This window comes from Sphingomonas sp., from assembly GCF_051962185.1.
Lineage (GTDB): Bacteria > Pseudomonadota > Alphaproteobacteria > Sphingomonadales > Sphingomonadaceae > Sphingomonas.
In genome coordinates this window covers 1-4,598 of sequence record NZ_JBQCCN010000258.1, presented here as the reverse complement: position 1 = coordinate 4,598, position 4,598 = coordinate 1, and the positions used below count along the sequence as shown (strand labels likewise).

Annotated in this window: 3 protein-coding genes; all 3 read right to left on the bottom strand. The window is 65.3% G+C overall.

The features are described 5' to 3' along the window. On the bottom strand, positions 1 to 425 hold a 425-nt coding region (locus ACTHJR_RS16440), incomplete at its 3' end, for a FadR/GntR family transcriptional regulator (protein WP_440524328.1). A 13-nt stretch (positions 426 to 438) separates the two neighbouring features. Beyond that, a complete protein-coding gene (locus ACTHJR_RS16435; RefSeq protein WP_440524327.1) occupies positions 439 to 1,716 on the bottom strand; it encodes an alginate lyase family protein in 1,278 nt (425 codons plus the stop codon). A 15-nt stretch (positions 1,717 to 1,731) separates the two neighbouring features. Further along, on the bottom strand, positions 1,732 to 4,598 hold a 2,867-nt coding region (locus ACTHJR_RS16430), incomplete at its 5' end, for a TonB-dependent receptor (RefSeq protein WP_440524326.1).

The window sequence follows — 4,598 nt, the reverse complement described above, 5'->3', positions numbered from 1 at the left end:
TCGACCGCGGCGTCGACGTTGGACGAACCGATCAGCGCGTCGATCGCATCCGACATCGCCTCGAGATCGTCCTTGCTCCGCCGCGCGGCGGCGAGCTCGGCCATTTCCGCCTCGAGCGGCGTGCGCATCTCGAACAGGCGGTGGACGTCGTCGATCTCGGCGAGTTCCTCCTGCGTGATCTGGAACGCCTGGTAGCGCGCGGTCGGCGCGACATAGGCGCCCGAGCCGCGCCGCGAGATCAGCAGGCCCTTGGCCGCCATCCGCGCGAACGCCTCGCGCACCACGGTGCGGCTGACGCCGGTCGAATCGACGATCGCCTTTTCCGCCGGGAAGCGCGATCCCGGCGCCAATTCGCCCGACAGTACCCGGCGCTCGAAATCGGCAACGAGCTGGTCGGCGAGCTTTGCGCTTTGGTTCGAACTCATGACCGCCGTCATATCATCGTCCGGCACCGGTCCCAGCCCGATATTCGAGCGTCATCGGCCAGCCCGCCGGATCGTGCGGATAGACGCCCGGCCCCCAGGCCCAATCGGCGCGCGTCAGCAGCATGTCGAGCTCGCCCGGGTCGGGACGGATTTCCTTGTACGGCCAGGCGGCGATCCGCCCGCGATAGCCGGCGAGGAAGTCGGTCGCCGTCCGCAGCCCCCGCCCTTGGGCGTCGTGATAATTCCACAGATCATAGCCCAGGCACCCGGCCATCTCGGCAACGTCATACGCCGGGGTCAGCGCGAAGATCGAATAATGCAGGCTGCGGGTGCGGGTCAGTTCCTGCGGCAGCTTCCCCGACGGATCGAATTCCGGCGCGATCCGCTTGGCCGGAAAAGCGGTCACCACCGCGCGGACGAGATCGGGGCGTCGCGCGAACAGGGCATATTGGGTGATCTGGCTGTCGAACCAGATGCCGTGATTGTTCTTGGCCGCATTCTCGGCGCGGCCGGTCGGGCTCTTGAGCATCCAGTCGACATAGCGGCCGAACCAGGCTTCGAGCTTGCCTTGCTCGTCCTTCGACAGTTTGCCCGACGGCGCGATCAGCCCGACCGCATCGACCACCGACTGGAACGCGCTGGTGTCGAGCACGCCCTCGGCGCGGCCTTCTTCGCGCCCCGGCACCGCCTGGGCGTAGCGGGCGTTGGGGTTCATCGCGGTGGCGGGATCGAGGAACCAGGTGCGGATGACCGCCGCTGCCTTGGCCGCGTAGCGCGGATCGTCGCTGTAATAATAGGCCAGCGACAGCGCCGTCACATCCTCGCCCAGCCGGCCGATCGCGGTGCGGTCATAGGCCCGCGTGTCGCGCTGCGGATTGATCTCGCCGTCGTGCCGGACATAGGGCAGCCCGTCGGGCTTTGCGGGGTCGGGCCACCAATAAGGCGCGATGCTGAGATAATCGTGGCGATCGCCCGACAGCGGAATGGTCGTCTTGTCCATCACCGATCCCGGCCGCCGGGCGAGCGCCGCATCCGCCCGGCGCAGCAGATCGGCATAGGCCGTCTTCACCGCCGGATCGGTCTCGAGCACCGCCTTGATCGCCGTCAGCTGGCCAGGCTTGAGGAAGAAGGTCCGCCGCCCGCCGAACGCGGCGGCATAGCCGTCGACGCCTTTGCATAACTGGCGATCGGCGGGGAGCGGGGCGAGGACCGGCCGCTCCGGCGCGGCTTGGAGCGGCGACACCGCCAAGAGCGGCAAGGTCAGAAGCGCGGTGGCGACACGGCGGAGCATGACGATCGACCTCGCTTAGAACCGGACCCGGACGCCGGCATAATAGACCGGCCCGCTCTCGCTGACCTCCGCGATATTGTCGTACACGCCCTTGAAGAACACGTCCTTGGTGTTGGTCACGTTCTGCGCCTGGAGCTTGAGCGCGATATTCTTGGTCAGATCGTATTCCGCCGACAGGTTGAGATAGCCCGCGCTCTGCACCGACCGGTTGGTGCTGCTGTTGGGTTTGAAATAATAAGAGCGGTAGCGGTACGAGGCGCGGATCGAGAAGCCGCCTTTCTCCCAATAGATCGTGCCGTTGGCGACCTGGTGCGAGAAGCCGTTGAGGTTGGCGGGATCGGTATAGGGTGCCAGCGCTGAAGGATCGGGCGATTCGAAATTGGCCCAGGCGATGTTGTACGAGCCGGTCACGCCGAAGCCGTCGAGGGGCGAGGGCAGATAGCTGAAGGCGTGGCTGAACGTCACTTCGAGGCCGTAGAGATGGCGCGAATCCTGATCGTTGGCCGGCGCCACCGGATTGAGCACGATCTGCTGCGTGCTGGTGGTGCCGCCGAGGATCTGGACGCGGGCGTCGACCGTCTCCGGGATGGTCGTCGTCGCGCTGATCACCGCGCCGCGCAGCCATTTGTAATAGCCGGCGATCGACAGCATCGAGTCCTTGGAGAAATAGAATTCGAGCGAGGCGTCGGCATTCCACGCCCGCATCGGCTTGAGCGCGGGATTGCCGGTCGCGGACACGATACGGAACGAATTGCAGGGATTGGTCGTGCAGGTCTGGCCGGTGGTGACCGGCGTGAACGAGATCCCCGAGCCGAAGCTCTCGATCGGCGCGCGCGACAAGGCGCGATAGAGCGCGAAACGCAGCTTGGTCTTGCTCGTCAGGTCGAAGGCGATGTTCGCGCTGGGCAGCCAATATTGATAATGGCTGCGCTGGGTATTGCTGGTGATCGTGCCGGTCGGATCGGCGACCACGGTATAGCTGTCGGCATTGGGATCGACCGAGATCAGGATCGGCGAGCGATAGCCGGTGGAGGTGATGTCGGTCCGCACGTAGCGCACGCCGGCATTGCCGCTGAACGGCGTGCTGCCGAGCTGGCCGCGGAAATTGGTCATCGCATAAGCCGCCTTGATCCGCTCGCGCAGATTGATGTCGCTCGGATCGCGGCTCTCGCCGGGATAGGGCAAGGCATTGTCGCTGCCGGTGAAGGTGCGGAACAGGCAGTCGTTGTCGAACGACGCCCAGCGCGTGACGTTGGTGCTGGTGGTGGTGAAGAAGGCCGATTGCGGAAACGGCGTGCGGCAATCGGCATTGGCCTTGTTGATGATCTGCGCGACGGTCATCCCGCCATAAGGCACGATCGTGTTGAGATCGGTGTTGCGATTGTTGTCGAGCGTGCGGGCGTGATCCGAATAGCGCGCGCCGATCTTGATAGAGGTGAAGAAACCCTGGTCGAGCTTGTACTCGCCGTCGAGCCGGACCGCCCAGATCTTGTCCCAGCGATCGGTGACGAAGCGGTTGCGGGCATAGACCGAAGTCGCGCTGTTGGCGTCGAAATTGTCCGGATCGGTGATGTCGAAATTGTCGAAGGTGACGCTCGGCACGACATCGTCGCCATAGTCGAGCGTGTAGCCGACGCGGGTGTTCGAGCGCATCCGCGTCGCCTTCTGCGTCTCGGTGCGATGCGATCCCGAATAGGAGCCGTCGCCGGTCAGCGAGAAATGGTCGTTGTGCCATCCGATGGTCAGGCCGCCGCCGATATATTGCTCGTCGCGCTCGCGCCGTTCGAGCTGGTCCTCCAAGTTCGAATTGCCCGAATATTTGATCAGCGCGCCCTTGCTGTAGCCGTTGGTGCCGTCGCCGATCAGGATCGGGGTGATGCCGCGCGACGCCTCGGCGATGGCGAAGGTATTGCGGTTCTCGGTCGAGTTGCGCTTCGAATATTGGCCGTCGATCGCGATATCGAGATTGGGCGCCGGCCGCCATTCGAGCGTGCCGATCACCGCGTCGCGCAATTCCTTGGTCGAGTTCTGGCGCCAGCTGCGCGACGAGGTTGCGAAATAAGTGTCGCCGATCGTCTCGCCGATGCCGGTGCGGGGCTTGGTCGCGTTCGAACAGGTCTGGTTGGCGCCGGCGGCGTTGAGCGCCGCGGTGTTGCCGGTCGTCAGCGTGCCGTTGAGCGCCGAGGTGGTGCAGGGTGAGAAGGTCGAATTGCCGGTGTAATAATCCTCCGGCGCCGTCGTGTCCTGGTGCTGGTAGCCGATGCTGAAGCCGATCTCGCCGATGCCGGTCCTGAACTGGTCGACGAACGAGGCGTTGGCACGATAGCCGATGCCGGTCCGCCCGATGATGCTGCCGTCCTTGGCGCTGTAATCGCCGCGGATCTCAGCCTGGAAGCGACGCTTGCCGTAGTCGAGCGGCTTGAGCGAGCGCAGTTCGATGATGCCGCCGATGCCGCCTTCGAGGAAGTCGGCCTCCTGGCTCTTGTAGACCAGGACGACGTTGACCAGCTCCGACGGGAATTGCTGGAAGGCGACCGAGCGGTCGCCGCCCGCGCTCGACACTTCGCGGCCGTTGAACGTCGCGAAGCTCAGGGTCGGACCGAGCCCGCGCACCGACAATTCGTTGGCATTGCCCTTGAAGCGGTCGGCGCTGACGCCGGCGATGCGTTCGAGCGTGTCGCCGACCGAATTGTCGGGCTGGGCGCCGATCTCGTCATTGACGATGCCGTCGACGATCACGCTCGAATTGCGCTTGAGGTCGATCGAGTTGCGCTGCGTCGCGCGCGCGCCGGTGACGATGATGTCCTTCTGGTCGGACGGCGCTTCCTGCGGCGCGGAGTCGGCGGCGGGAGCCGCCGCGGGTGCCGGTGTGGCGGGCGGCG